The sequence below is a fragment of the Acinetobacter sp. F-1 genome (genome assembly GCF_022869025.1).
Taxonomy (GTDB): domain Bacteria; phylum Pseudomonadota; class Gammaproteobacteria; order Pseudomonadales; family Moraxellaceae; genus Acinetobacter; species Acinetobacter pseudolwoffii.
In genome coordinates this window covers 99,539-125,269 of the sequence record NZ_JAJKFX010000007.1, presented here as the reverse complement: position 1 = coordinate 125,269, position 25,731 = coordinate 99,539, and the positions used below count along the sequence as shown (strand labels likewise).

22 protein-coding genes are annotated in these 25,731 nt (G+C 44.2%); 9 read left to right on the top strand and 13 right to left on the bottom strand.

From position 1 onward, the window contains the following. Positions 1 to 6: 6 nt before the first annotated feature. The 9 genes from LOZ91_RS08620 to LOZ91_RS08580 form a co-directional block, all read right to left on the bottom strand. Entirely contained in the window at positions 7 to 678 is a 672-nt protein-coding gene (locus tag LOZ91_RS08620; RefSeq protein WP_005096964.1) for a 3-oxoacid CoA-transferase subunit A, read from the bottom strand. A 43-nt stretch (positions 679 to 721) separates the two neighbouring features. Further along, positions 722 to 1,936, bottom strand: a complete 1,215-nt coding sequence (gene benE / locus LOZ91_RS08615; protein WP_180001386.1) for a benzoate/H(+) symporter BenE — start codon at positions 1,934 to 1,936, stop codon at positions 722 to 724. Positions 1,937 to 1,996: 60 nt separating this feature from the next. After that, positions 1,997 to 2,782 (bottom strand): benzoate diol dehydrogenase BenD, encoded by a 786-nt coding sequence (benD, locus tag LOZ91_RS08610; RefSeq protein WP_179999712.1) that lies wholly within the window; start codon positions 2,780 to 2,782, stop codon positions 1,997 to 1,999. Positions 2,783 to 2,806: 24 nt separating this feature from the next. After that, positions 2,807 to 3,823: a benzoate 1,2-dioxygenase electron transfer component BenC gene (gene benC / locus LOZ91_RS08605; RefSeq protein ID WP_100357616.1), complete on the bottom strand. Its 1,017-nt coding sequence runs from the start codon at positions 3,821 to 3,823 to the stop codon at positions 2,807 to 2,809. 90 nt (positions 3,824 to 3,913) lie between these two features. Further along, positions 3,914 to 4,405, bottom strand: a complete 492-nt coding sequence (gene benB, locus LOZ91_RS08600; protein ID WP_005096959.1) for a benzoate 1,2-dioxygenase small subunit — start codon at positions 4,403 to 4,405, stop codon at positions 3,914 to 3,916. Next, positions 4,402 to 5,790, bottom strand: coding sequence for a benzoate 1,2-dioxygenase large subunit (gene benA / locus LOZ91_RS08595; RefSeq protein ID WP_005096958.1), 1,389 nt, complete (start codon positions 5,788 to 5,790; stop codon positions 4,402 to 4,404). The genes benB and benA overlap by 4 nt, the downstream gene beginning before the upstream one ends. Positions 5,791 to 5,861: 71 nt before the next feature. Next, on the bottom strand, positions 5,862 to 6,782 hold the full coding sequence (catA, locus tag LOZ91_RS08590) for a catechol 1,2-dioxygenase (protein WP_004731099.1): 921 nt from the start codon (positions 6,780 to 6,782) through the stop codon (positions 5,862 to 5,864). Between the two features lie 154 nt (positions 6,783 to 6,936). Further along, a complete protein-coding gene (catC, locus tag LOZ91_RS08585; RefSeq protein ID WP_004647036.1) occupies positions 6,937 to 7,227 on the bottom strand; it encodes a muconolactone Delta-isomerase in 291 nt (96 codons plus the stop codon). Positions 7,228 to 7,240: 13 nt separating this feature from the next. Beyond that, the gene (locus LOZ91_RS08580) at positions 7,241 to 8,350 is read right to left on the bottom strand and encodes a muconate/chloromuconate family cycloisomerase (protein WP_244783039.1); all 1,110 of its coding nucleotides are present in this window, start codon (positions 8,348 to 8,350) and stop codon (positions 7,241 to 7,243) included. 115 nt (positions 8,351 to 8,465) lie between these two features. On the opposite strand from LOZ91_RS08580, the gene LOZ91_RS08575 reads away from it, so the two are divergent. The 3 genes from LOZ91_RS08575 to LOZ91_RS08565 all read left to right on the top strand — a co-directional run bounded on the left by LOZ91_RS08575 (position 8,466) and on the right by LOZ91_RS08565 (position 12,441). Then, positions 8,466 to 9,377 (top strand): LysR family transcriptional regulator, encoded by a 912-nt coding sequence (locus LOZ91_RS08575; RefSeq protein WP_005096953.1) that lies wholly within the window; start codon positions 8,466 to 8,468, stop codon positions 9,375 to 9,377. A gap of 229 nt (positions 9,378 to 9,606) precedes the next feature. Next, entirely contained in the window at positions 9,607 to 10,977 is a 1,371-nt protein-coding gene (locus LOZ91_RS08570; protein ID WP_244783038.1) for an aromatic acid/H+ symport family MFS transporter, read from the top strand. A 111-nt stretch (positions 10,978 to 11,088) separates the two neighbouring features. Continuing rightward, a complete protein-coding gene (locus LOZ91_RS08565; protein ID WP_005096951.1) occupies positions 11,089 to 12,441 on the top strand; it encodes a DcaP family trimeric outer membrane transporter in 1,353 nt (450 codons plus the stop codon). Between the two features lie 62 nt (positions 12,442 to 12,503). On the opposite strand, the gene LOZ91_RS08560 is transcribed toward LOZ91_RS08565, so the two are convergent. After that, positions 12,504 to 13,910: a PLP-dependent aminotransferase family protein gene (locus LOZ91_RS08560; protein WP_179999709.1), complete on the bottom strand. Its 1,407-nt coding sequence runs from the start codon at positions 13,908 to 13,910 to the stop codon at positions 12,504 to 12,506. 471 nt (positions 13,911 to 14,381) lie between these two features. On the opposite strand from LOZ91_RS08560, the gene LOZ91_RS08555 reads away from it, so the two are divergent. The 4 genes from LOZ91_RS08555 to LOZ91_RS08540 all read left to right on the top strand — a co-directional run bounded on the left by LOZ91_RS08555 (position 14,382) and on the right by LOZ91_RS08540 (position 19,146). Beyond that, complete coding sequence (locus LOZ91_RS08555; protein WP_244783037.1) at positions 14,382 to 16,019, top strand: long-chain-fatty-acid--CoA ligase; 1,638 nt, start codon at positions 14,382 to 14,384, stop codon at positions 16,017 to 16,019. Between the two features lie 297 nt (positions 16,020 to 16,316). Further along, positions 16,317 to 17,339, top strand: coding sequence for an FAD-binding oxidoreductase (locus LOZ91_RS08550; protein ID WP_005096945.1), 1,023 nt, complete (start codon positions 16,317 to 16,319; stop codon positions 17,337 to 17,339). Between the two features lie 31 nt (positions 17,340 to 17,370). Further along, entirely contained in the window at positions 17,371 to 18,537 is a 1,167-nt protein-coding gene (locus tag LOZ91_RS08545) for an acyl-CoA desaturase (protein WP_005096944.1), read from the top strand. Between the two features lie 258 nt (positions 18,538 to 18,795). After that, the gene (locus LOZ91_RS08540; protein WP_244783036.1) at positions 18,796 to 19,146 is read left to right on the top strand and encodes a hypothetical protein; all 351 of its coding nucleotides are present in this window, start codon (positions 18,796 to 18,798) and stop codon (positions 19,144 to 19,146) included. A gap of 69 nt (positions 19,147 to 19,215) precedes the next feature. On the opposite strand, the gene LOZ91_RS08535 is transcribed toward LOZ91_RS08540, so the two are convergent. Next, positions 19,216 to 19,926 carry an HAD family phosphatase gene (locus LOZ91_RS08535; protein WP_005096941.1) on the bottom strand — a complete coding sequence of 237 codons (711 nt, stop codon included), beginning with the start codon at positions 19,924 to 19,926 and terminating at the stop codon, positions 19,216 to 19,218. A 282-nt stretch (positions 19,927 to 20,208) separates the two neighbouring features. On the opposite strand from LOZ91_RS08535, the gene LOZ91_RS08530 reads away from it, so the two are divergent. Beyond that, positions 20,209 to 21,102 (top strand): LysR family transcriptional regulator, encoded by an 894-nt coding sequence (locus tag LOZ91_RS08530; protein WP_005096940.1) that lies wholly within the window; start codon positions 20,209 to 20,211, stop codon positions 21,100 to 21,102. Here the strand turns inward: LOZ91_RS08530 and LOZ91_RS08525 are convergent. Next, positions 21,091 to 22,092, bottom strand: a complete 1,002-nt coding sequence (locus LOZ91_RS08525; RefSeq protein WP_005096939.1) for a CmpA/NrtA family ABC transporter substrate-binding protein — start codon at positions 22,090 to 22,092, stop codon at positions 21,091 to 21,093. The genes LOZ91_RS08530 and LOZ91_RS08525 overlap by 12 nt on opposite strands. A 10-nt stretch (positions 22,093 to 22,102) precedes the next feature. Next, positions 22,103 to 22,681, bottom strand: coding sequence for an ANTAR domain-containing protein (locus tag LOZ91_RS08520; RefSeq protein WP_005170839.1), 579 nt, complete (start codon positions 22,679 to 22,681; stop codon positions 22,103 to 22,105). A gap of 491 nt (positions 22,682 to 23,172) precedes the next feature. On the opposite strand from LOZ91_RS08520, the gene nirB reads away from it, so the two are divergent. Further along, positions 23,173 to 25,719, top strand: coding sequence for a nitrite reductase large subunit NirB (gene nirB / locus LOZ91_RS08515; RefSeq protein WP_218951632.1), 2,547 nt, complete (start codon positions 23,173 to 23,175; stop codon positions 25,717 to 25,719). The last annotated feature ends 12 nt before the right edge of the window (positions 25,720 to 25,731 follow it).

Here is a 25,731-nt window from a genome sequence, read left to right as displayed (position 1 = left end):
TGCCAATTATTGTGCAGGTTTAACTTGAACAACGTGTTGAACAAAAATTCCAGGGGTAATGATGTGCTCTGGATCCAGTGCACCGAGTTCCACGACTTCAGACACCTGAGCAATGGTGATATCTGCGGCCATCGCCATGATCGGGCCAAAGTTACGGGCAGATTTGCGATATACCAGATTGCCCCAACGGTCGCCTTTAGAGGCTTTGATCAAAGCAAAATCTGCTTTAATTGGATTTTCTAAAACGAAGTCTTTGCCTTCGTAATTTAAAGTCGGTTTGCCTTCAGCCAGCAAGGTACCAAAACCGGTAGGCGTGTAGATTGGACCTAAGCCCATACCTGCGGCCTGAATACGGCAAGCCAGATTACCTTGCGGCACCAGTTCCAGTTCGATCTTACCTGCACGGTAAAGTTCATCGAATACCCAGGAATCCGACTGACGCGGGAAAGAGCAAATGATTTTACGTACAGCCCCGGCTTTCAGCAGTTTCGCCAAACCGTAGTCGCCATTGCCGGCATTATTATTGACGATAATTAAGTCTTTGATACCCAATTCGATCAGACCATCAATCAGTTCAGCAGGCTGACCCGCTGTACCGAAACCACCAATCATGATGGTTGAACCATCTTTGATCTGGGAGAGTGCTTCTTTCAATGATAATGAACTTTTATCTATCATAATCTGGTCCTTTCATATCCTAAACTTATGGATGTCTTTAAACTCATTTTGAATCTGATGCTGCAAGCGAAACAGCGTTACGGTCTTTTTGTGACAATACAAAGTGCGCCACCAAACCAATACAAATCCCCCAAAAGACTGAGCTCAGTCCAAGGAACTGCATACCAGATGCAGTCGCCAAAAATGTGATCAGGGCAGCATCACGTTGTGATTCTTTGCCCATTGCAACGGAAATATTGGTGGCAATTGCACCGAGCAATGCCAGTCCGGCCAGAGCCGCAATTAATTCTTTAGGCATCAGGCTAAAGAGCATGACGATGCTGCCGGCAAATAAACCGCCTAAAATATAGAAAATCCCATTCGCGATACCGGCGATATAACGTTTTTCTTTCAGCTCATGTGCGTCTTTACCCAAACATAAAGCAGCCGTGATTGAGGCCAGTACAATGGTAATACCGCCTACACAGGCCACCGCAAGCGAAGCAATACTGGTCACACTAATAATAGGTTTGGCCGGCATGTCATAACCGCTGAGCTTGATAATGCTCATGCCTGGTAAAAACTGGCCAGAAAGACTGACTAAAATCAACGGTAGTGCCAGATTCAAGGTAGAGTTCCAGGTCCATTCCGGGGCAATAAATTGTGGAATCGCCAAGCTAAAATCAGCGTTCACCGGGTTAATTTTACCCAGTAACAGACTTAAAACCACACCTGCCACCAATACCCAAACCATGGCATAGCGTGGGCTGAAACGCTTGGCCAGTAAAAATACTGCCAGCATGCCAAACACAATGTAGGGCATGGTATCGGTTGCCGTAAACAGACCTAAACCAAACTGCAATAAAATCCCGGCCATCATTCCGGCAGCGACTTCCTGAGGAATCCAGGACAGCAGTTTGTCGAAATAACCGGTGATCCCAATTAAAAAAATCACCACGGCAGAGGTGATGTAGGCAGCGACCGCTTCATTGAGTGAAATATCAGGAAAAAGCGTGACTAATAAAGCCGTTCCAGGTGCAGACCAGGCAGTCACCACCGGTATTTTGTATTTAATCGATAAGAAAATACCGGCAAGTGCAGCACCAATAGAAATGCCCCAAATCCAAGAAATCATCATGTCTGGGGAAACTTGGGCTTGTTGAGCAGCCTGGAAAAAAATGATTAGTGGACCTGAATAGGAAATCAGCACTGCTAAAAATCCTGCAACAGTCGCTGAAATTGACCAATCATTTTTTAAACTGTGAAACAGGTTATTCATTGGTGATGTGCCTCCTTGCGTCAAACCATGATCCTGTTAAAAAAAAGTCATGATCAGGATTTAGCCCTGATCACCACCACCGACCGGTACGACGGTACCAGTCATATACGATGATTCATCCGAAGCCAGGAATACAATGGCATTCACCTGTTCCTGAATCGTACCGTAGCGACCCATAAAAGTACGGTCAATGGTCTGATCAACCACTTGCTGCATCCAGTCTTTTTCTGATTCAGTCAGCGGATTGGCATTGCGTGGCACTTTACGCGGTGGTGCTTCGGTACCGCCAGTTGCAATCGCATTGACACGAATTCCATCTTTGGCATGTTCAAAGGCGAGGGAAGCGGTCAAACCGTTCACACCACCTTTAGATGCTGAATATGGAACACGGTTAATACCACGTGTGGCAATAGAAGATACGTTTACAATTGTACCTTTCTGATTTTTAATCATTTCTGGAAGAACTGCACGGCAGCACCACAGCGTTGGGAACAGTGAGCGGTTCACCTCCTTGATAATTTCCTCTTCAGAAAATTCTTCAAAAGGTTTCATCCAAATCGCGCCGCCAACATTGTTGATCAGGACATCGACACGGCCATAAGTTTGCAGCGCTTTGGCGACAACAGATTCTGCGCCGGCAAAGGTTTCCAGATTGGCTTTGACAGTAATCGCATCACCGCCAGTGGCTTCAATTTCAGCCAGAACTTCCTCTACAAAAGGGGAAAGATCCGCCATGACGACTTGTGCGCCTTCGTTTGCCACTTGCAGCGCCACACCGCGCCCGATGCCTTGGGCAGCACCGGTCACGATCACGACTTTATTTTCAAATCTTTTTGCACGGTTCATTCTATTCTCCGGTTCAGTCTGAACTTAGTTTGCAGAGAATTTTTCAAACAGGAAGTTTGCAGGTTTAACGCCTTCAGCATCTAACCAGCCGCGAACTGCTTCAACCATTGGCACAGGACCACACAGATAAATATCCACATCACCCGCATTTAGCCATTCTTTTTCGATATGACCGGTCACATAGCCTTTACGCTCATGATTAGATTCTGGATTCGCAATCACAGTACGGTATTCGAACCAAGGGAATTTATCCTGCAGCTCATTTAGTTTTTCAATCGCCACCAGGTCAAAATCATTGGTCACACCAAACACCAGACGCACTGGATGTTCTGAACCTTTTTCTTCTAAGACTTGCAGCATCGACATAAACGGCGCGATCCCTGTACCACCCGCCAGCATCAGCACCGGCCGTGTCACATTACGCAGGTAGAAGCTACCAAATGGACCCGTGAAAGTCATTTTGTCGCCAGCTTTGGCATTGACGCTTAAAAATTCACTCATTTTACCGTTTGGCACGTTACGTACCACAAACCCGGTTAAACGGTTACCTGGTTTTGAACTGAATGAATAAGAACGGGTTTCAGTCGTTCCCGGAATACCGACATTGACATATTGACCGGCAAGGAAGTGAATGTCTGCCTGACCTTCGTCTAACTGAATATCAAAAGTAATAGTCGAGTCAGATAAGTTCTCTACGCGTGCCAAAGTACCTTGGAAAGCGTGAATTTCAGTTTTGCAGACTTCTGAAGACGCCTGAATCTGGAACACTGCATCTGAAGTTGGTTTACATTGGCAAGCCAGAATAAAGCCTTCAGCGGCTTCTTCAGGCGTTAAAGCATCTTCAATATAAGTTTCTTCAGGCATGTCAAATGAACCTGATTCACAAAACGCACGACACGTTCCACAAGCACCATCACGGCAGTCCAAAGGAATATTGATCTTTTGACGGTAAGCTGCATCCGACAGTGTTTCACCATCTGAAACAGAAATAAAACGTGTAACGCCATCTTCAAATTGAAGTGCAACATTGTGGTTTGACATGGCTGAATATCCTATATAAATCTTTGTAACTGAGCCTTTCAGCCAATTTTCCATCTGACCGAAAGGCATAACCTAGCTGTAAAAACAGTCTTAGAGGTGATAAATGTCGATAACCTGGTTGATGTAATCGTTTTTCAGTACCACGTATTTGCTTAAAATTTGTGGTTTATCGCCTGAGAAATCGATTTCATAACGAGACATACCGAAATAGCTGTAACTTGTTTTGTAACGGAAGCTCAAAGTATTCCAGTTAAAACGTACAGTCACTTTGTCGCCATCACGTTCAACAATTTCAATATTGCTGAGGTTATGGCAGGTACGTGTGTCCGGCATGGTTGCAGATGAACGTTCAGTCTTGATCCGGAACACGCGGTCTTCTAAACCTTGACGATCTGGATAGTAAATCAACGAGATTTCAGACTGCGGATCTGTGGTCAGTTTGTCATCATCATCCCAAGCTGGCATCCAGAAAGACGCAGTAGGGGCATAACAAGTTAACCAGTCATCCCATTGTTCATCATCTAAAAAGCGGGCTTCTTGATACAGGAACTGCGCAATATTTTCTAAAGTGATGTCGCTCATGCGTTTTCTCCTTCAGTTGATGCTGCAATTTCTTTCTCAGTCGCAATACCTTTTTTGATCAATTCTAACCAGTACTGGTGCTGAGACAGGTATAGACCTTCATCTTCAGTTTTAATACCAGACAGTTTTGGTTTTAAACCGATTTCATTGGCAGCATCATCAGGACCTTGAATCCAGTGTTTAGAACCACGGCACATATCGTTCCATTCCAGCGCGATACCGGCATAACCTGCCTGACAAGCACGGAATTCTTCAAGATCGTCTGGTGTCGCCATACCTGAAGCGTTAAAGAAATCTTCATACTGACGGATACGACGGGTACGTGCTTCAGGCTCTTCGCCTACAGGTGCGATACAGTAGATCGTCACTTCAGTTTTATCGACAGAAATCGGGCGCAGGACACGGATTTGTGAACCGAACTGATCCATGAAGTAAACGTTTGGATAGATACACAGGTTACGTGAACGTTCGATCATCCACTTCGCCATGGCTTCGCCATATTGCGCAGTGTATTCATCTTTCTTGGCAAAGTTAGGACGGTCTTCCGGGTTAGCCCATTGAGTCCAAAGCAGCATGTGACCATGTTCAAAGCCGTAAGAACCACCGCCTTGTTTGCCCCATGCGCCTGCGCTCATGGCACGGATGTTGTCGCCAGCTTCTTTTTCTTTACGTTGCTGAGTCGTTGCAGCATAGTTCCAGTGTACAGCAGACACGTGATAACCATCAGCACCGTTTTCAGCAGTCAACTTCCAGTTACCTTCATAGGTATAAGTCGAAGAACCACGTAAAACTTCCAGACCTTGTTCAGACTGATCCACGATCATGTCAATGATTTTGGTCGCTTCGCCCAGGTATTCTTCCAGAGAAGGAACATCCGGATTCAAGCTGCCGAACAGGAAACCTTTATAGTTTTCAAAACGGGCAACCTTTTTCAGGTCATGTGAGCCGTCTTTGTTAAAGCAGTCTGAATAACCCGCTTCAGCCGGATCTTTGACTTTTAATAACTTACCGGAGTTATTGAAAGTCCAGCCATGGAATGGGCAAGTATAAGTTGCTTTATTGCCTTTCTTGTTACGGCACAATTGTGCACCGCGATGCGAACAAGCATTGATCATGGCATTCAGTTCACCTTGACGGTTACGTGCAATGATGATCGGCTGACGACCAATATAAGTAGTATAGAAGTCGTTATTGTTTGGAATCTGGCTTTCATGTGCTAGATAAACCCAGTTACCTTCAAAGATGTATTTCATCTCAAGGTCAAACAGGGCCTGGTCTGTAAATACTGAACGGTGTAGTTTAAATTCACCAGATTCATAATCATCAACCAGTAATTCGTCAATGCGGTCTAAATGGCTGGTGTTAATTACGGGAATACGAGGCATGTCCTTTCTCCGACTTTCCAAGGGGGAAGTCAGCGGGATATATCTCAAGGCATATCCCGCTTCTTAATGTATTAAGCGCTAGCGCGGCGACGATCAACTTCAGTAGAAGGTACGTTTTGTTTCTCTTTCACAAGTTCAATATCAAATTGAATGTGTTTGAAAGGACCGTTTAGACCACGTTTTGCAATTTCAGCTTCATCAGTCACGTCAACCGCAGTTGCAACCAAGCCTTCACGAGTCGCGAATGCAAAGTCATCCCACAGGTATTGGTCGCCTTCAATGTTGAATTGAGTAGTCAGTTTGCGGTAACCCGGTGCAGATACGAAGTAATGTACGTGCGATGGACGGTTACCGTGACGGCCTAATTTGTCCAGTACAAACTGGGTGGTACCTTCTGGAGGGCAGCCATAACCCACTGGCATTGTAGTCAATGCAGTATATTGACCATCGGCAGCGGTAATGATGCTGCGACGCAAGTTAAAGTCAGACTGTGACTTGTCAAAGAATGAGTAGTTACCCAGGCTGTTTGCATGCCAGATTTCAACTTTGGCACCTTCAACACGGTTGCCGTCAGTATCCGTCACTGTACCTTCAATGATCAGCGTCGGGATTTTGCCTTCTTCAGAACCATCATCCATACGCGCAAAGCTTACAGTTTCAGGTGCGCCAGCGACATAAAGTGGACCTTCAATCGTACGTGGCGTACCGCCAGTAATACCTGCTTTAGCATCTGCTTCATCAGCACGTAAGTCTAGGTAATGCTCCAGACCCAAACCTGCAGCCAATAAACCTAATTCGTTCGCTTGACCGGCATCAGTAAAGTATTCCAGGCCTTTCCACAGTTCTGACTGGGAAATATCAAGATCTTCGATAGCCTGGAAAAGGTCGCCCAATAAACGCACAACAACTTGTTGTACACGTTCATCTACAGGACCTGTCGCTGTATCAACGTTCATTTGCTTAACTAATGCATCAATTTCTTGGCGATTCATACTATTGCTCCTAAAGTATGTCTTTCATCTTTTAGTGGCGCACTTTTTTAGCTTTCATTGGCTGGCTAAATCTGGCTGGCCACAATCCTTGTTGAGGTACCCTCTGTTTTCGATTCGGAAGGGGAATCCGGTGACTCCCAATCCGCTCATTTAATCAACTGTCGTCATCTCGAACTGAAGATGGGTGACGGTTTAATGCCATCACTTCAATATTCATATAAGGATAGAGCGGCAAGCCTTGTAACAGGTTGTGCAACTCTTCATTGCTTTCAACATCAAAAATACTGATGTTTGAGTACTGGCCCGTGATGCGCCAGATATGACGCCATTTGCCTTGACGCTGCAATTCCTGCGAATAGGCTTTTTCAACAGCCTTAATTTCGTTTGCCTGTTCAACTGGCAGGTCACGTGGAATGTTTACATCCATACGTACGTGGAAAAGCATGGGTTTCTCCTGATTACTGACGACGCAAGTTGTCAATCTTGTTTTCATCCAACTCAATCCCCAGACCTGGTCCTTTCGGAATCTCAAGTTCAAAGTTTTGATAGTTGAGTGGGGTTTTTAAAATATCTTCAGTCAGCAGCAAAGGACCAAACAGCTCGGTACCGAACGCCAGACTTTCAAAAGTAGAGAACACATGTGCCGAAGCAATCGTGCCCACCGGGCCTTCCAGCATTGTGCCGCCGTACAGGTCAATACCTGCAAGTTTGGCAATCTTGCCTACTTCACAACCTTCAATCAGACCACCTGACTGGGCAACTTTGACTGCAAAAACAGATGAACCGTTTTGTTTGGCAATCTCATACGCTGAGTGCGGGCCCATTAACGATTCGTCTGCCATGATGGCAATATCAAAACGTCGGGTCAGACGGCGCATGGCATCCAGGTTATCAATTGCACATGGCTGTTCGATCAGATCAACACCGCCATCTTGCAATAACTGAATGCCTTTAATCGCTTCCAGTTCTGACCAAGCACGGTTGACATCGACACGAATCGAAATGTCTTTGCCCAGGGCTTTTTTAATCGCCAGCACATGCTCAACATCTTCTTCAACTGGACGGGAACCAATTTTGAGTTTGAAAATGTTATGGCGTTTTGCTGCAATCATTTTTTCTGCTTCAGCAATATCCTTTTCTGTATTGCCTGAAGCCAAGACCCAAAGCACTGGAATACTGTCACGTAAGCGGCCACCTAAGACTTCACTGAGCGGCTGCTGCATGCGCTGTGCCTGAATATCTAGCAGGGCAGTCTGAATCGCGCATTTGGCAAAACGGTTACCATTAATATTCTTTTTGATCGCTTGTAATGTTTGTGCAACATTTAAACCGGATAATGTCTTTAAAAGGGGGGCGAAATAAGTTTCAATATTGACTTTAACGCTTTCCGGGCTTTCATCACCATAACCTAAGCCGCCGATCGTCGTTGCCTCACCCCAACCGATATAACCATCTTCAGTGGTGATTTTAACTAAGACCAGGGTCTGGGTTTGCATCGTCGCCACAGCCATCTTGTGAGGGCGAATGGTCGGGATTTCTACCAGCAAGGTTTCAACTGACTTATACATAATACGGATTCACATTCTTGCTTTAATGCTTCGATTTGATATACCTTAAAAGAATAATGTTGATTGGTCTAAGATCGATTTAGCATTTTTTTATACTTTAAAGGTATTCTAGATCATGGAACTTAGACATTTACGCTATTTTGTTGCAGTGGTAGAAGAGCAAAGTTTTACTAAAGCGGCAGAAAAACTATTTATTGCTCAGCCTCCTTTAAGCAGACAGATCCAAAACCTTGAAGCAGAGCTGGATATTCAGTTATTTGAGCGTGGTAGCCGTCCATTGAAGACCACAGAAGCAGGTCAGTTCTTCTATCAGCACGCTGTTAAACTTTTGTCTAATGCGGAAGAAATTAAGTCGATGACCAAGCGCATCGGCATTGCAGATCGCACCATTACCATCGGTTTTGTTGGTTCTTTATTGTTCGGTTTGCTGTCGCGTATTCTGTTTTTGTTTAAACAGCAGCATCCTTATCTCAAAATCGAGATGATGGAAATGAATACTTATGAACAGATTCAGGCCCTCAAAGAAGGCCGTATAGATGTCGGTTTTGGCCGCTTAAGAATCTCGGATCCGGCCATAAAGCGGGTGTTGTTGCGTGAAGAGCGTCTAGTGGTGGCAGCGCATGCCAGTCATGTATTGGCTCAACGTGAGAGCCTACATTTATCTGAACTGGTCGATCAGCAGTTGTTTTTATATCCGAATACGGGAAAGGCTAATTTTGCCACCCAGGTGCGCGGCATATTTTCTGAGTATGGATTAGAGCCTAAAAATCTGCGGATTGTACGCGAATTGCAGCTGGCACTCGGTTTTGTAGCGGCGGGAGAGGGTGTTTGTATCGCGCCGGAAAGTGCACAAAATATTAAATTGGCCCATCTCAACTTTATACCTTTAGCAGATGCATTTGCTGTGAGTCCTGTATTTATGGCCATGCGTAATATGGATGAAAGTGAATATATCCGCTACCTATTTGATGCTGTCTATCAAGTCTATGATCTTGAAGCATTAAAGTATGATCGTTCGGTGTTTTAAGTCCAATCAATCATTTCAAGAGGCACAGCAATCAGCAGCTCTTGGCAAGTTTATTAGCCTATATTAAAAAATATTCCACCATTCAATAATATATTTTTTAATTAATTTAAATGTTTAGCCTGAATCAGACTTTATAGGTATAAAGGCATGCCTATTCAGTTTTGGACATTATTCTGCATCTTCTTCATTGTGGCTTTCATAAATTGAACTTCACAATCTGGAGGTGGAGATGTCTACAAATAAAGTGAATATAAATACGCTGATTGATGAAGCAAAGTTCACGCCCTTTCATTGGGGCGTGCTGATCTGGTGTTTGCTGATCATTATTTTTGATGGCTATGATCTGGTGATCTATGGGGTCGCCTTGCCTCTGTTGATGCAAGAATGGTCATTAACTACAGTGCAAGCCGGGATGCTGGCCAGTACCGCATTATTTGGCATGATGTTTGGTGCCATGACTTTTGGAACCTTGTCCGATAAGTTAGGTCGTAAAAAAACCATCATGATGTGCGTGGCTATTTTTAGTGGATTCACATTCATCGGTGCTTTTGCGACATCACCGGTCGAATTCGGAATCTTACGTTTCCTTGCCGGCTTAGGGATTGGCGGGGTTATGCCGAACGTGGTGGCCTTGATGACCGAATATGCGCCTAAGCGTATCCGCAGTACTTTGGTGGCCTTAATGTTTAGTGGCTATGCGATTGGCGGTATGACCTCTGCGCTGTTAGGTGCATGGCTGGTGCCACAATATGGCTGGAAAATCATGTTCTTGTTAGCCGGTATTCCACTGTTACTTTTGCCAATTCTTTGGAAATACTTGCCAGAATCGCTGATGTACTTGACCAACAAGCAACAGACTGCACAAGCAAATGATATTATTCAAAAAATATCTCCGACACAGGTTATTACCAGTGACACCCAGTTTGTACTGAATGAAGTACAAAAAGGCGATGAAGCCCCATTAAAAGCACTATTTCAACAAGGTCGCAGCTTCAGTACCTTCATGTTCTGGCTGGCGTTTTTTATGTGCCTATTAATGGTCTATGCCTTGGGAAGCTGGTTACCTAAACTGATGATTCAGGCCGGTTACTCGCTAGGTGCCAGTATGATCTTCCTGTTTGCATTAAATATTGGGGGTATGGTCGGTGCAATTGGCGGTGGTTATCTGGCAGATCGTTTCCACATCAAAAAAGTCCTCACGATCATGTTCTTATGCGGAGCAATCGCCCTGATCTTGCTTGGCTTTAACAGTCCGCAGTTTGTGCTCTATACCCTGATTGCTGTAGCAGGTGCTGCAACGATTGGCTCACAAATTCTACTCTATACCTTTGTTGCACAATATTATCCATCGACGGTGCGTTCTACCGGCATGGGCTGGGCATCAGGGATTGGACGTATTGGGGCGATTGTTGGTCCGGTACTGACCGGTGCTTTATTAACCATGAATTTACCGCATCAAATGAACTTCTTTGCTATTGCGATTCCTGGCGTGATTGCTGCGCTGGCAATTTTCCTGGTGAACTTAAAAAGCTCTGTAGATAGTCAAGCCCTTACGGCGAAGACTATTCAGCCAGATTCACTGGCAGAAAAGACCAGTTAATGAGTTAAACTATAGTTAATAAAGATAGTATTACCAATGATATAGATCGCCATCGTAACGGGTGGTGATCTGTTGCTAGAATCTAGTCGAACAATAAAAAGCGAGTTTAGGATGAACACGACACTATTCACCACAACAATCAATAAGCCAACACGAAAACACACGCTTTTGATGAGCATGATTGCAATCAGTATGGGGAGCATGAGCTTATCGGTTCAAGCACAAACCACGCAGAGCAGTCAGCAGGAAATTGAACAACTACGCCAGGAAGTTCAGGCCTTACGTGCCTTGATTGAACAGCAGCACGTTCAGAAAGCGGCTGTAACTGCGCCGGTCGTCGCATCTACACCTGCAACTCCAGCCAGCAAACCGGTGATGAAAATCGCCAGTGGTGCCGAGTTTAATCTATACGGAAACATTCGTGCCGATGCATCTTATCAGGCTGAAGGTGGGTCAGCAGCACGCATGTTCAACCAGATTGGTTCAGTACCACTTGAAGGTGCTGGGGAGCGTAGTGATGAGTTTAAGTCGACACTTTCTGCCACGCGTTTAGGGATGGATTTTAAAGCACCTGTAGGTGCTGGGGATAAAGCACTCAGCGGTAAAGTTGAGGTGGACTTTTTAGGTGGGGCCGGCTTTGACAACCTGCGAATTCGTCATGCTTATATCAGCTATGCTAACTGGCTGATCGGTCAAACCTGGTCAAACTTTGCCACGCCAGACTATATTCCGGAAACTGTAGATGCTCTGGTATATGCTGGGGGTTCGATTAAACGCACACCACAAGTGCGCCACACCAGCACTTTCAGCCCTGAAACCAATCTGGTCGTTGCAGTTGAAGATCCGAAAGATACGAATCCTGGGATCAAACAACGCCTACCGGCTTTAACCGCACGTTTAAATCATAAATTTGCCGATAATTTTGCAGTCAGCGCACGTGCCATGGGTCATGAAAAGCGCGTGAATGAAGATGAAGAAATGGCGTGGGGCGTGGGGCTGGGGGCGAAATATGACATTGTGCCGGGGACGACTTTAAAAGCCGACTACTATCATGTCAAAGGCGATAGTAGCTTTATCTCGAATGCCAATACGGGTGTAATTACAGCTGTAAATGGTGATCTGTTACAAAGTGAATTCGATTCGATTTCGGTGGGCTTAACCCAGCAATTTAATGACAAGTTGCGCGGTACTTTAGGCTATGGTTATATGAGTTTTGATGATGATCAACGTTATACCGATGCGCTTATTGCTTCGACGCCAGCTGATGCAGCGCAATCTAATGCAACTAGAGCCAACAAAGACCTCTGGCAAGCGTGGGCAAACGTGTTCTATAGCCCAACCAAGCCACTCAGTTTTGGTCTGGAATATGTCTATGGTGAACGTACAGCTTTAGCTCCAGCTACAAATGGCAGTGACAAAGGTGAAGACAACCGAATCAATGCGGTTGCCATTTACAACTTCTAAGATGCTTGTAAATTCGGGTATCTTGACCTAAAAAAAGCGTGGATGAACTCATTCACGCTTTTCTATTTCTGCTGAATGGTATCTGCTAAAAGATTCACTGCATTTTCTATCTCGGCGGTCCATTCAAAAGAACAATTCAGGCGCATATAATGCTGACTGGCATGATCCGGTTTAAACAATAATGCAGGGGCGATTGAAATACCTTTCTGAATCAGTTGCTCATAAAGCACCTGTCCATCTAGACCATTTGGCAATTCGATCCAGAGAAAATAACCACTGGAATAATAGTAAATTTTACATGTAGGCGCTAAGCGGTTTTTGAGTTCCTGATAAAACTTCTTTTTATATTTTTCCAGATTATATCTTAGCTGTCGTAAATGTTTTTCATAATGATGATGCGAAATAAATTCTACCAGCGTGTTCTGGAGTAAGGGACTGACCGTTAAAGTGCTCATGAGCTGCAAATGCTGAATGGCATCGGAAAATGGACCGGCATAGACCCAACCGACGCGTGCGCCCATGCCTAGTGTTTTGGAAAATGAAGCACAGTGCAGCACCATCTGATGCTGGTCAAAATATTTAACCGGTAGCGGTTTGGATGAACCATAATTCAATTCCTGATAAACATCATCTTCGATTAAATAGACCTGATATTCATACAAAAGTTCAGCAATTCTCTGTTTAATTTCCGAACTAACAGTAAAGCCAATCGGATTATGCGCGTTCAGCATTAGCCAGCACACCTTGATCGGATACTGTTTCAAAGCCTGTTCAAATGATGCCAGATCAAAACCGAATTGCGGATGCTCAGGGATAGTAATCACCTGTAGCCCCAAACGCTCGGCTGCCTGCCAGGCCCCATAAAATATGGTTTGTTGCAGCAGGATAAAATCACCGGGTTGGGTCAATGCCTGTAAAGACAGATTCAGTGCTTCTAGTGCACCGGATGTAATGACAATGTCATCTGCATGGCAAGCAATGCCTTGCAACTGGTAACGATTGGCAATCAGTTGGCGTAAATCCTGATTGCCAGGCGGCATATGATTCTGGTTGTTATAACTGCTTTTTCTTTTGGCCTGCTGCGCCAGAATCTGCATAAATTTGGCGTTATATAACAGCTCTGCATTGGGAAATGCGGAACCAAAAGGCACAATTTCTGCAGCTTGGATCGATTTTAAATAATTAAATACCACAGAGTTGATTTGAACTTTTGGGCTTAAACTAATCTGGATTGGTTGTTTGCTGTTGACCAGATCTGTAGAACGCTCTGCAACGTAATAGCCGGATTTATCTCTGGCATAAACCAGACCTTGCGCTTCAAGTTCCTGATAAGCATTGAGTACCGTCATCAGGCTATAGCCAGACAATTGGGTCTGTTCGCGGAGTGAAGGTAATTTTTCATGTACCCTCCATACGCCGTTTTCAATCATCTGACGGATATTCTGCGCCAGTTTTTCAGACTTATACATACACTTGCTTGAACTAAGACTGTTCTAATTATTTTGATTTATAGCATATTTCAAGATGCTCAATATAACAAATTAAGTTTAATGTGGTTGTCAGTCTATTTTCAAGCTGGCGTTCTATCGATCTGCTGTACTGTTCTTCTAAGATCAGTATCCAAGTAAATATTTCTATTCAAATGGGATGGTTGTATTAATCGGGTCGACATGAACTCAATACATGATCATTAAACTGAATATCAGGCCTCAACCTTTCTAGGGAAATTCTCTACCTCTCCATCAATCGTATTCTAATTTTTATACGCCTGAGTCACTTCTCTTAATTTGTCACAATTCGATACTTACAAATTCAGATTTACTTGCTAAATTCAGTCCACATGATGATAAAAACTATGTCACGGTCTTAGACCGCTCCATCATGTCTAGATAACAACGATACGAATACACGGACCAATAACAAGCACAAAGGAGTGGACAATGCTCGGAAATATGATGTTTCAGCCTTTACTGATCAGCAGCATGATTGAACATGCAGGACGCTATCATGCCGATACCGAGGTAATTTCCAAAAATACCGACACCAGCATTAAGGTGACCAACTGGGGCGAAATTCATCAAAACTCGAAACGTTTTGCCAAGGTATTGCAACAACTCGGCTTGGAAAAGGGAGATCGGGTTGCCACCATTGCCTGGAATAATCATCGCCATTTAGAGTCCTGGTATGCTATTTCTGGCAGCGGTCTGGTCTGTCATACCATTAATCCGCGCCTGTTTCCGGAGCAGCTGATTTTTATTATGAATGATGCTGCAGATCGTGTGGTCATCTTTGATAAAACATTTGTACCTTTAATCAAGGCGGTAAAACCGCTGCTGACCTCAGTCGAGCATTTTATCTGTCTGGATGCTGCCGATCCGAGCGTCACTGAAGCCATTCCAGAAGTGCAATTTTATGATGATCTGATTGCCAGTCAAAACACAGAATTTGAATGGCCAGTCATTGATGAAAACTCAGCCAGTTCACTGTGCTATACATCAGGAACCACGGGCAACCCTAAAGGCGTACTATATAGCCACCGCTCTACTGTATTACATAGCTATGCCATCATTTTACCGGACTCACTAAATGTCTCGGCTGCCGATATTATGTTGCCAGTGGTGCCGATGTTCCATGTGAATGCATGGGGTACGCCATACGCGGCGGCCATGGTGGGATGTACGCTGGTACTGCCGGGGCCAGGTCTGGATGGTGCCAGTCTGGTGAATCTGATTGATACTTATAAAGTTTCAGTGGCGCTTGGCGTGCCAACCATCTGGCAGGGTTTGATTGCCGCAGCAACACAGTCAGGATCTAAACTAGACAGTTTAAAACGTAATGTAGTCGGCGGTTCGGCCTGTCCACCGGCAATGTTACGAACTTTCAAGGAACAGTTTAATTGTGAAACGATTCACGCTTGGGGCATGACCGAGACCAGTCCGCTGGGGACTGCCAATCAGCTCAAGACCAAACATTTGCAGCTATCAGATGAAGAAAAACAGCAGATTCGGTTGACCCAAGGCCGTCCGCCATTCGGAGTAGATCTGCGTTTGACCGATGCAGAAAAAGGGACACATGAAGTTGAACGTGATGGACATACCACAGGAAATTTACAGGTGAAAGGGCATTGGGTCATCAATCATTATTTTGGCAAGGAGGAATCAGCGCTGACTGCTGATAGCTGGTTTGATACCGGTGATATTGCCACCTTGAATCAAGATGGTTTTATGAAACTCAGTGACCGTTCCAAAGATTTAATCAAGTCTGGCGGCGAATGGATTTCATCGGTGGATCTGGAAAATATTGCCATGGGACATCCGGAAATTGCGATGGCGGCGGTGATTGCCGCCCAGCATCCAAAGTGGGATGAACGTCCGGTATTGATTGCAATTAAAAAATCGGACAGTCAGCTGAGTGAGACAGAGCTACTCGATTATTATGCTGATAAAGTCGCTAAATGGCAGGTTCCAGACAGAGTGGTTTTTGTAGACTCAATTCCACTAAGTGGAACTGGAAAGATGCTGAAAAAAGATTTGCGGGAACTCTATGGCGCTATTCTCATGGAACAAGCAGCAGGCTAGAGTTTTACATTGAATCTGATAATCAAAGTGAATGATTGAAACTGACTTCTATACAGGAGTCAGTTTTTTATATAGAGTTAGCAGAATTAACAGATATAAAAATCCCTTTTTCTAAAAAACTACAGTTTCAGCAGATGCTTTTGCTTCATATTGTCCGACAAAAAGCTCTATTATGTTTGATAAGCACATAATTTGACCTGTATTGATATGGTCTGAATTATAAAACACTTTATGCTGACAACATAATAAATAGACAGTTGTACATTAATATTACTGTCTGCGGATAAGGGGATAAAAATGACAAGTATGCCGACCTATCAGCCGCATTGGGTGCGTGAAGATTTCATTGATTTTATTGGTGAAAAAATCCATCCAACCTGGGCATTTAAAAAAGTTAAAGCGGCCATTATGGGCATTCAGGCCATCAGTCCTGACTTTTTCAAGATTCACTTGCGCCCGAATCATAATTTTAAAGCCAGGTCATTTCAGGCTGGCCAGCATATTGCAGTAACAATAAGACTCGATGGTGTACGTCATCAGCGATATTATTCTGTGGTGACGGTATTAAAAAATGGTGATCTGATTATTGCGGTGAAACAGCAAGGCAAAGTGTCACGCGCCTTGAGTCAGATGCAAATCGGGGCTGTCATTGAAATTTCGCAGCCGCAAGGTGACTTTATACTGCAAAACTCTAGCCAGCCAACCTTATTTCTGGCATCCGGCAGTGGTATTACTGCAATATATTCCTTGCTGCAAAAAGCAGTGATCCAGTCCCTGGAACAGATCGACCTGATTTATTTTACTCGCGATGATGCCTTTCATGCTGAATTGAAAACCCTGGCTTTAATGCATCCAAACTTGAAATATCATCATTTTAATACACGGGAACAGCAACAGCATCTGAATCAAAGATTATTGCAAAAACTGGTGCCAGATGTTGCAGAACGAAAAATATATGCCTGTGGCTCTGCTGGGATGATGAAGGCTGCACTTAGAATTGTAGAAAAACTGGATTTGAAATCCAATTTTCATTCGGAATATTTCCAGATTGTGGTCGATGAAAAAATTAAGGCGCAGCCAGTACAGTTTTTAAGATCGCAGCAAGTGTTTCAGGCTCAGTCCAACTTGCTGGAAAGCGCTGAAAATTCAGGCCTGCGTCCTGCTCATGGTTGCCGGATGGGAATCTGTAATACCTGTTCCTGTACCAAAGTCAGTGGCTCGGTGCGTAATGTCCTGACCGGTGAGGTTGATCATGGCAATAACACCCAGATTAAACTTTGTATTTCCCAGGCGATGAGTCCAGTCGTTATTAATTTATAAGCCAGTATTAAACGAATAAAAAGGTGCTCCCATGAATATGCAAATTGATTTTAAACGACACAGTAAGTCGCAATTTCTCAGTCCTGAACAGATTGAGGAGTTTGGTGCTAAAGTCGATGCGATCCGCCGCGAGGTCATGGACGATCTGGGTGAAAAAGACGCCAATTATATTTATAAAATCCGTAATTTTGTCCGTTATAGCGAAATTGCATCCCGAGGCATGTTGATGTTTGCTGGCTGGTTGCCACCGGTTTGGCTGGCAGGGACAGGGCTGCTTGGCATCTCCAAAATTGTGGAAAATATGGAGCTGGGACATAATGTCATGCACGGTCAGTTCGACTGGATGAATGATCCGACCCTGAACGGAACCACCTATGACTGGGATACGATTTCCACAGGAGATGACTGGAAATATACCCATAACTATATTCATCATACCTATACCAATATTGTCGGGATGGATCATGATGTCGGTTATGGCCTGATTCGGGTCAGTGAATCCCAAAAATGGGAACCACGTTTCCTGTTGAATATTCCACTGGGCATGCAGTTAATGGTGTTTTTTGAATGGTATGTCGGCCTGCAACGCTTGCATCTGGAAGATGTGATTGCCTATAAAACCAAAACCTGGAAAGAAGTTTGGAAAGAAGCGGCTCCACTGCGTCAAAAAATGCGCCGTCAGGTGTTAAAAGATTATGTATTTTTTCCAGTGATTGCTGGCCCGAATGCCATTCCTGTGTTTGCCGGAAATGCCGTAGCCAATGTAATTCGTAGTCTGTGGGCGTCTGCAGTGATTTTTAATGGTCATTTTACGGAAGATGCTGAAACTTTTGAGATGGACAATACCGACAATGAAACCCGTGCTGAGTGGTATTTACGCCAGGTTCGTGGTTCGAGTAATTTTACCGGGACGGACTGGCTGCATATTTTGAGTGGTAATTTGAGCCATCAGATTGAACATCATCTATTTCCGGACATGCCAGCCAATCGCTATGCGCAGGTGGCGCCGAAAGTAAAAGCGCTGTGTGCTGAATATGGCATTCATTATAATGAAGCGAGCTTTATAAAACAGTTTTCTACTGTTTGGGTGCGTCTGGCCAAATGTTCATTGCCGAATCACTGGACTGCACAGATTATTGAAAAAACCCACTCTGCTAAATCTGCATTGAGCTACTTTAAATCCAAAATCATGCCCTAATTTTTAATGTGTGGTATTCACCCGTTTGCTACGCCTCAATAGATTTACATGGTCTATTGAGGCCTTTTTTGCTTTTTTGTCGTTTTAGTAGAAATTGAATCATCCATTTTTATGAATGAAGTATGGAGAGATATTTCAAAAAAATCACCAAAGAAAAACAGATACGGTACTGCTGAAACGCTTTGCCTACAACAACCTGCTTAAGCTTTAGAGGGTTGTCCCTATAATGGCCGCGTTGTCACAATCAAGGTCTCAGTTTTGAAATATCTTCAATTTTTTTCAGGCATCTCATTATTACTGCTTTTAACTGCTTGTAACCTCACAGAAGCACCAGCTCCAGATTATCAAGGAAACTGGAAAAATACGCTGGAAAATCCAAAACTTGAAAATGTATTGGTCATTTCGAAAAATGGTGAAAATTACTTCATTACCAACACCATAAAAGACAAAGAAACTGGTAAAACCGAAGAGAAAAATCCGATGCCGGCAGCAGTGAGCAAAAATGGCTTACTTCAGTTAAATGCAGGTGCAGGTATGGTTGATTTTGCAATCGATGAAAAAACAGGAAATCTGGTCGGTTTAGGCTCAGTCTATGAGAAAGCCAAATAACATTTTCTTCTCAGGTCAGAGATCTGCAGAAAAAAATGTCATGAAATACAATGATTCATGGCATTTTTTTTATTGGGCTAAACTTAATAACTCAGTAAAATCTTCTGCAAAATAATTTGCTTGGACCTTGATCAAATCTATTTCATGAACAGAGTATTGATCATAAACTGCAATCACATCGATTCCTGCATTGTTGGCCGCTTCAACGCCAATTAATGAATCCTCAATAATCAGGCAATCTGCGGCTTGCACCTGAAAATGCTGAAGGGCATTGAAATAGACTTCAGGATGCGGCTTGATGTTCTGCACATTTTCACGGGTCAAGAGCAGGGCAAAGTCATCATTAAAGCTGATTTTTTTGTTAATGTTTTGATTATTGTCCTGATAACGCTGCACATTGAACAAACTGGTGGTTGTGGTCAGGGCGATCTGAATCCCTTGTTGTTTCAGGGCTTGAATGAACCGTTCAGCATGTGGTTTTAGCTCGACCACATGATCGAGAAAATGCCGTGAAATTGCATAACGGCGGTTTTTTACTTCTTCTTTATTCGGCGCAAATCCATAAAGCGCTTTTAAATAAGCACAATATTCCAGATAGGGATCCGGCCGATGTTTAAATTTTTTGAGCTGAAGATCGCGCTGTTGCTGGATCTGACTTAAGTCGACTTCAATATTTGCCAACTCCTGAATCAGCGCAGCATCGACCTGATTCCAGACTCCCACAGAATCAATCAAGGTGCCATCCAAATCAAAACACACCAACTTTTTGCCTTGGAACATATGATATTTCTCTTAATTTGCATCGTTAATTCTGTGGGCTTGAGTATATAGCATGAAGCTTGCGTGTTTAAGTTGACCAAGGAAAAACAGAAGTGCATATTTACAACAGAACTACTTGTAACGAGGCTCCACATCAGAGAAAAGTAATTTTTAACACCACATGGAAATTGACTGATCCTAGAAATCGTTGCAAAGTGTTATATTTGAACATTGGCAATTGATAAAATGATGTCGATGATATCTTCGTCAAAATTATTAGAAAGTTAAAGGAAATGTGTTTCTGTGTTTGAACTTGACTGTAAATTGCTCAGTATTTTTTATTATGTCTATAAATTTAAAAACGTATCTCAGGCAGCTGATCATTTAGACATGAGCCAGCCAGCGGTGAGCAATCTGCTGAATAAAATTCGCCAGCATTATGGTGATCCTTTATTTTTACGTATTGGCAATGAAATGCTGCCGACAGATTTATCTAAGCAGTTGTTTCCCTTGGTCAGTGAAGCACTCAGTAAAGTTGAAGCGATTAATAATTTCACCATCAATTTTGATCAGGTCACTTCACAGCAACGTTTTACACTGGCGATGACCGATGTATCGCATCTGGTGTTATTGCCAAAAATTTCACAGTATCTCAAGCAGCATGCATCACATATCCGCCTGAATGTGCGTCCGATTACCTCGGAAACCAGTTATCAGATGGCCAATGGCGAGATTGATCTGGCTTTGGGCTTCTTGCCAAATCTGGAGAATGGCTTTTATCAGCAGAAACTGTTTGAACAGTATTATGTGGTGATCGCAGCGAAAGACCATCCGCGACTAACGGGTGACAGCATCACGACCGAAGAGTATTTACGTGAAACCCATATCGATATTGATGCCGGGATGGGGCATTACCATATTGAAAATGAATTGCTGAATCTGGAACTCAAGCGCGACATTCTAATGCGTCTGCCCAGCTATTTAGGCGTGGGACTGGTGGTACAGGAAACCGATGCGATTGCGACCGTGCCTTATTATTTGAGTGAAGTCCTGTTATCACGTGGCAATCTCAAGATTTTTGGGGCACCGATTGCTTTCCCGACCTATTCTGTAAAGCAGTATTGGCATATGTCCTGTCATCATAAAACCAGTCATCAATGGCTACGCAATATGTTGCATGAAATCTTAAGCAAATAGCATTTCAGCATACATGCATTGTGCTGCAATCTGCTTTTTCTCTATCTCAGAGATTTCGACACCATCCCATTTTTCAATCTGCTCGATTAACCAGATAAAATCGGCAAGCTGCGGTTTCGCACTTGCACCAACAAGATTGCGGATGATGTTTTGAATTTTATGATAGTCACAGACATGACGCTGTGCAGAGCATTCAAACTGGATAATCTGATAATCAACCAGCATGTCCCAAACTTGGGACAGATCAGCACGCTGTTTTAAATCCGTTTGGGCTTTCTGGACAGCATTGACCAAAGCCTTCACCGTACATGGATGTAATTCTGCCCATTCCTGAGTCATGGCCAGAACCTTGTCGGCAACTTTAGGAATGACATTCTGGCTTGCAGCGACAATTAAACTATAGCCTTCAAGCTTGGCCTGAATATTCCAGGGTTCTCCCACACAAAAGCCATCAAAGACCTGTTCCGAGATTCCTTTTACCATCGAAGCTGGTGGTGAGGTCATGAGCTGAATCTTGTGGGCAATATTGACATCTGTCAGGGCTAACCATTCTTTTATACAATAATGATGAATTGAGTGCTTATAGACATAGGCCAGATTCATTTTCTGCTGTTGTTGCAAGGCCTGCACCAGTTTTTGAGAACTGCTTTTTTCATCATCTTCTGCATCAATTCCCAATTCATGACACAGATCTTGACGCAGGCTGATAAAAGCCTGATTCATGCTCAGTACCAACGGGGTTTGCAAAGCCACCTGTAACTGGTCTGTACCCAGAGCAGCAGCAGGTAGCATGGCGGACAAACAATGCGCAGCGTCCAGAAAGCCATAGGCCAGACGGTCTCTTAAACTGGACCAGGAGGCCTCCCGGATTAAGTTGATGGTTAATCCCTGTTCGGCAAAATAACCCTGTTTTTCGGCCCAGAGAATGGCCACACAATCAAGCAAAGGAATATAGCCAATATTGAGTTCAGTTTTTTCTAATGTGGACATATGCTTTTCCTTATTGGCCCAATAACAGCTTCTGTGCATCGAGCAGGCGTCTGGCCATTTCACCAATGGTAATCCGGTGACTCATGGCATTTTTACGTAATAAGGCAAAGGCCTGTTCTTCAGATAATGCATGCAGCTGGATCAGCAATGCTTTGGCTTTATCGATATCTTTACGGTCAATCAGCTTGTCTTGGGTTTCTTTTAAATCGTTCAGCAGCTTTTTATGCTTGCGGAACTGTTCAATTGATATTTCCAGAATGCTTTCTAATTTGCTGGGATCAATACCATCGACAATATAAGCCGTGATCCCGGCATCAATCGCACTTTTGATGGTGTCTTTATTGGAGTTTTGGGTAAACAGTACGGTAGGAAGTTCATATTGGCTGACACAGCTTTCAATAATATCCCGATGTGGATGATCCATATTTAGCAGAATCACATCTGCATGGATGCCTTTGACATGCACCATATTCAGATCATTCAGGATTAAACAGGCCACCACCTGAAAATCATGTAACAGCAGAGATTCCTGGATGAATTGGGCGCGCTCCAGATTATCATCAATAAGAGCAATTCGTAATTTAGACATGGAATATTTTCAAGTAAGGCCTAAGGAATATTCAAGTACGAATAATGCAAAAAACATGCCATGATATTGGTGCATCAAAGAGTTATTTTGAGTTCAATTTGGTGCAGGAGTTTGGCATCCATCATCAAAATAAAGCATTTCCTGCAATTTTCTGGCTGATATCAGTCATTGTGTTGCTAAAAAAGTTGGCATGCTTCCTGCATTTATCAAATTGTCAAAGATGACTTTCAATACGAATAACGGCCAACGATGCCCGTTCTGATCGTAGTTGCACTTTAAAAGGGTGCAACTGATATTTCGTTCAGCACAGGATAAATGACATGGTCAGTTGTTCAGCAATACAAACCGTACGGGCATTTCAACCTTTGATCCAGCATTTCAAACAGCTGGGCACGGTATTTACCACCCATTCAAACAGTCGACATATCAACCACTAGATCTGATATGTGGCTTTTTATCGTCTTTAAAAAAACAATAGTCGGAGCGCAGATATGAAAATTCTCATGATTGGGCATGGCATGGTGGGGCATAAATTCATCGAATCTGTACTGGAACAGGCCGGTGATGACATTGAGCTGACCATTTTGGCAGAAGAGCCACATTTGGCTTATGACCGGGTACATTTGACCGAATATTTCAGCGGCAAGTCGGTCAAGGATCTGAGTCTATGCCGTAGTGATTTCGCCGATGCCTATGGCATTGATTTACGACTGAATACCAAAGCAGTTGAAATGGATCAGCTGAATAAAACGGTAACGACTAATCACGGTGATGTGCTGAGTTTTGACAAGTTGATTCTTGCCACCGGCTCTTATGCCTTTATACCGCCAATCCCGGGCAATGAGCGTCAAAACTGTTTTGTCTATCGTACTATTGAAGATCTGGACGCGATTCGTGCCGCCAGCCTGAATGCAAAAACCGGTGTGGTGATTGGTGGCGGCTTGCTCGGACTGGAAGCAGCGAAGGCATTACGAGATCTGAATCTAGACACCCATGTGGTGGAATTTGCACCGCGTCTGATGGCGGTGCAGATTGATGATCTGGGTGGCCGGGTATTGCGTTCTAAAATCGAAGATTTAGGCGTCAAGGTTCATACCCAGAAAGCCACATCAAGTATTGAAGATGGTGACAGCACTCAGCATGTAATAAAGTTTGGCGATGGCTCAGTCCTTGAAACCGACATCATTTTATTCTCTGCCGGCATTCGCCCACGTGATGAACTGGCCCGGCAGAGCGGTCTGCTCATCGGTGAACGAGGCGGTATCATCATTAATGATTATTGCCAGACCTCACATCCGGACATTTATGCCATTGGTGAATGTGCACTTTGGGACAATAAAATTTATGGTCTGGTTGCACCAGGCTATGACATGGCGCGTATCGCAGCGAAACATGTACTGGGCCAAGAGAGTCATGCATTCGCTGGCGCCGACATGAGCACCAAGCTCAAACTGATGGGTGTGGATGTTGCTTCTATTGGTGACGCACATGCCATGTCACCTGGTGCCTTGAGCTATTTCTATGCTGATGAAGCCGCGCAGGTTTATAAAAAAATCGTGGTGTCAGCAGACAGGACCAAGCTGCTGGGCGCGGTGCTGGTGGGCTGTGCCAAAGAGTATAGCGATCTCCTACAAATGATGCTGAATGGTCTGGCTGTGCCGGAGCAACCGGAAAGCCTGATCATGCCAGGCTTTGATCAGTCAACTTCCAAATCGGGTGGCAGTGGCATCGATTTATTGCCTGACAGTGCGACCATCTGTTCCTGTAATAACGTTTCCAAAGCTGATATCTGTTCAGCCATTGATGGCGGTGCAACTTCATTGGGTGCACTGAAAAAATGCACGCAGGCTGCAACGGCGTGCGGTGGCTGTGCGCCACTGGTGACGCAGGTTCTCAAATCCGAATTACAGCGTCAGGGTGTCACGGTGAACAATCACCTGTGCGAACATTTTGCCTATTCGCGTCAGGAACTGTATCACCTGGTACGCGTGCATGAAATCAAGACTTTCTCTGACCTGATTCAGCAACATGGTCATGGGATGGGCTGTGATATCTGCAAACCGACTGTGGCCAATATTCTGGCATCCTGCTGGAATGATTTTGTTCTGAAACCAAGTCATGCCGGTTTGCAGGACAGCAATGACTATTATCTGGGCAATATCCAGAAAGATGGTTCCTATTCGATTGTGCCACGTGTGGCAGGCGGCGAGATCACCCCGGATGGCCTGATTAGCATCGGTCAGATTGCCAAAGATTATGGCTTATATACGAAAATCACGGGTGGACAACGGATTGACATGTTTGGTGCGCAGGTACATCAATTACCGGAAATCTGGGGAAAACTGATCAATGCCGGTTTCGAGTCCGGACATGCCTACGGCAAATCCTTACGTACCGTGAAATCTTGTGTGGGCAGTACCTGGTGCCGTTTTGGCGTCGATGATTCTGTCGGCTTGGCGATTTTTCTGGAAAACCGTTACAAGGGCCTGCGTTCACCGCATAAAACCAAAATGGCCGTATCCGGCTGTACCCGTGAATGTGCCGAAGCACAAAGCAAGGATGTGGGGGTGATTGCCACGGAAAAAGGCTGGAATTTATATGTCTGCGGCAATGGCGGTATGAAGCCGCGCCATGCAGAACTGCTGGCTTCAGATCTGGATACTTCCACACTCATCAAATATATCGACCGCTTCTTTATGTTCTATATCCAGACGGCGGATCGTCTACAGCGCACCAGTGTATGGCGTGACAATATGGAAGGTGGGCTGGATTATCTGAAAGATGTCATTGTGCACGATTCGCTTGGCATTGCGGCTGAACTGGAAAGCCGTATGCAGCATGTGATTGGCACTTATCAGGATGAATGGCGCACCGCGATTGAAGATCCAGAAGTACGCAAACGCTTTAAAACCTTTATCAACGCCAAAGCAGCCGAGCAGAATGACCCGCATATTCAGTTTGCACCTGTACGTGGTCAGATCCGGCCAAAGACTGACGCTGAACGTGATCTCAACCGTATTCCAGTGGTTGAAGCCTAAACACCACAGTCA

What these genes read in the sequence shown, in the direction of transcription:
- LOZ91_RS08620 (WP_005096964.1), bottom strand. Translation starts at nt 678, where the DNA reads ATGATAGATAAAAGTTCATTATCATTGAAAGAAGCACTCTCCCAGATC.
- benE (WP_180001386.1), bottom strand. Translation starts at nt 1,936, where the DNA reads ATGAATAACCTGTTTCACAGTTTAAAAAATGATTGGTCAATTTCAGCG.
- benD (WP_179999712.1), bottom strand. Translation starts at nt 2,782, where the DNA reads ATGAACCGTGCAAAAAGATTTGAAAATAAAGTCGTGATCGTGACCGGT.
- benC (WP_100357616.1), bottom strand. Translation starts at nt 3,823, where the DNA reads ATGTCAAACCACAATGTTGCACTTCAATTTGAAGATGGCGTTACACGT.
- benB (WP_005096959.1), bottom strand. Translation starts at nt 4,405, where the DNA reads ATGAGCGACATCACTTTAGAAAATATTGCGCAGTTCCTGTATCAAGAA.
- benA (WP_005096958.1), bottom strand. Translation starts at nt 5,790, where the DNA reads ATGCCTCGTATTCCCGTAATTAACACCAGCCATTTAGACCGCATTGAC.
- catA (WP_004731099.1), bottom strand. Translation starts at nt 6,782, where the DNA reads ATGAATCGCCAAGAAATTGATGCATTAGTTAAGCAAATGAACGTTGAT.
- catC (WP_004647036.1), bottom strand. Translation starts at nt 7,227, where the DNA reads ATGCTTTTCCACGTACGTATGGATGTAAACATTCCACGTGACCTGCCA.
- LOZ91_RS08580 (WP_244783039.1), bottom strand. Translation starts at nt 8,350, where the DNA reads ATGTATAAGTCAGTTGAAACCTTGCTGGTAGAAATCCCGACCATTCGC.
- LOZ91_RS08575 (WP_005096953.1), top strand. Translation starts at nt 8,466, where the DNA reads ATGGAACTTAGACATTTACGCTATTTTGTTGCAGTGGTAGAAGAGCAA.
- LOZ91_RS08570 (WP_244783038.1), top strand. Translation starts at nt 9,607, where the DNA reads ATGTCTACAAATAAAGTGAATATAAATACGCTGATTGATGAAGCAAAG.
- LOZ91_RS08565 (WP_005096951.1), top strand. Translation starts at nt 11,089, where the DNA reads ATGAACACGACACTATTCACCACAACAATCAATAAGCCAACACGAAAA.
- LOZ91_RS08560 (WP_179999709.1), bottom strand. Translation starts at nt 13,910, where the DNA reads ATGTATAAGTCTGAAAAACTGGCGCAGAATATCCGTCAGATGATTGAA.
- LOZ91_RS08555 (WP_244783037.1), top strand. Translation starts at nt 14,382, where the DNA reads ATGCTCGGAAATATGATGTTTCAGCCTTTACTGATCAGCAGCATGATT.
- LOZ91_RS08550 (WP_005096945.1), top strand. Translation starts at nt 16,317, where the DNA reads ATGACAAGTATGCCGACCTATCAGCCGCATTGGGTGCGTGAAGATTTC.
- LOZ91_RS08545 (WP_005096944.1), top strand. Translation starts at nt 17,371, where the DNA reads ATGAATATGCAAATTGATTTTAAACGACACAGTAAGTCGCAATTTCTC.
- LOZ91_RS08535 (WP_005096941.1), bottom strand. Translation starts at nt 19,926, where the DNA reads ATGTTCCAAGGCAAAAAGTTGGTGTGTTTTGATTTGGATGGCACCTTG.
- LOZ91_RS08525 (WP_005096939.1), bottom strand. Translation starts at nt 22,092, where the DNA reads ATGTCCACATTAGAAAAAACTGAACTCAATATTGGCTATATTCCTTTG.
- LOZ91_RS08520 (WP_005170839.1), bottom strand. Translation starts at nt 22,681, where the DNA reads ATGTCTAAATTACGAATTGCTCTTATTGATGATAATCTGGAGCGCGCC.
- nirB (WP_218951632.1), top strand. Translation starts at nt 23,173, where the DNA reads ATGAAAATTCTCATGATTGGGCATGGCATGGTGGGGCATAAATTCATC.